At 64.2% G+C, this 1,628-nt stretch carries 1 protein-coding gene and 1 pseudogene; both read left to right on the top strand.

Annotated elements, in window-relative coordinates:
* Positions 1 to 423 precede the first annotated feature (423 nt).
* The gene (locus ACWEKM_RS46515; protein ID WP_451627364.1) at positions 424 to 825 is read left to right on the top strand and encodes a hypothetical protein; all 402 of its coding nucleotides are present in this window, start codon (positions 424 to 426) and stop codon (positions 823 to 825) included.
* 703 nt (positions 826 to 1,528) lie between these two features.
* Positions 1,529 to 1,628: pseudogene (locus ACWEKM_RS46510) on the top strand (IS5/IS1182 family transposase); the annotation flags it as partial.

The following is a 1,628-nucleotide window of genomic DNA, read 5'->3' as shown; positions in this document are numbered from 1 at the left end:
CCTGCGCGTTGGGCGCACCTGCGCAGGCCGGATCGTCACCATCTACGTCGAGGACACCCACTTCCGCGTCACTTACGAGGGCGCCGAGATCTCACTCCACGCCCGCAAGGACCAGCCCCCTGTGACTCGCTGGAAAGCCAAGATCCACGCACCCAAGATCTGACCAGTCTGTCCAGGAAGTCCTGAGACCGTCAACGATCTCGTGAGCCGAAACTGTCAAGCAAGTCCCGAGACCTGACACACACGCGGCAGCCGGCGGCTACAAGCCCCAGAACTCGACACCGGTTCGGCCCTTCGTCAAGACCAAGTTCACTGGTCCACGTGTAGCATTCCAGGCGCACTCCTGAAGAGCCACAGGACCCTCAAGTCCCTTGCCCTTCAGGGAAGGCCCGCTCGTTTCACCTACACCGCTACGGGGGACGTATGCGCACCAAGATTGCCGCCTGCCTCGGTACCCTGAGCCTGAGTGCGGGGATGCTCCTGGCCATGCCAGGAGCGGCTCACGCGGACGGCATCCCTTACCGCTACAACGTCCCGGTCGGCCAGACCTACACCAAGGGACATGTGATCTTCTACAACCGCAGCGTTGGTGTGGTCGGCGAACAGAAATCCGTGACGCTGAGCTCCTGCCGGTACACCAAAGCCACCGCATTCGACAGCTCCGACCACATCATCGGCCAAAGCAGCAGCACCCCCGTCTGCGGGGCATCCGCAAAAGTCAACCTCGCCGTCACCGCAGACGTACCAGGAGGCGCCGACTACGTCCTCGTCTGCCTCATGCACTGGAGAGGCGATGAGGAACTCAAATGTCAGAGCATTCCCTGACCCGCCACACCCGGTCTCTGTCGTCATCACACCAGTGATGTCCGGCAGCCCGCACCGCCTGGCCCGCGGCGCGGGCTGCCGGACATTCCTCCATGTCCGAGACGTAGCGGCTACGAGCCAGCCCGTCGCTACGGGGGAAAGCGACGGGCCGACCCCACCTCCACCGTGCCACAGCCACACCCCAGATTCCGGCATGCGAAGCGAATTGGCCGCCGTACAGGACTGGTGAAGCCAGGCAACAACGCAAGGGGTCTGTCCGTGCAGTGCACGGACAGACCCCATAGTCGAGCACCGGGCAGGCCTTGCACCTGCATCTCTCCGCAGGAAGCGGGACGTCTTTCCTTGGACCACCAACGCAACACCAGCCGAACGGAGTCACCCGCGACCAGCTCAAGATCAACTATACCCGACCCGGCGCACCGACCATCGCACTTACCGTCCGATCGGGTAGAGCTGCCGCCAGTCTCCGGGCCAGACGGCTGCCGGAGCCGCTATGCCGATCACGAAATCTTTCCGTGATCCGAGAGGACTCCGCCGTGCGCCTTGCACGACAACCTGTACCTCGACACGGCCCGGAAACCGGACGTCGACCACCTCGTGCCCCTCGCCGAAGCATGGGACTCCGGCGCTTTTGCCTGGACTGCGAAGCAGCGCGAACACTACGCCAACGACCTCGACGACCCCCGCGCCCTCATCGCCGTCTCAGCTGTCGGGATGGGATGGCGGGAAGAACGTGGGCGGGCAGAAGCGGCACCTGGTGGTGGACTGTCCCGGCCTGGTACTGGCAGTGCTGGTGACCGCGG

The sequence above is a fragment of the Streptomyces sp. NPDC004752 genome (assembly GCF_053601275.1).
This window is presented reverse-complemented; position numbering and strand designations above follow the sequence as displayed.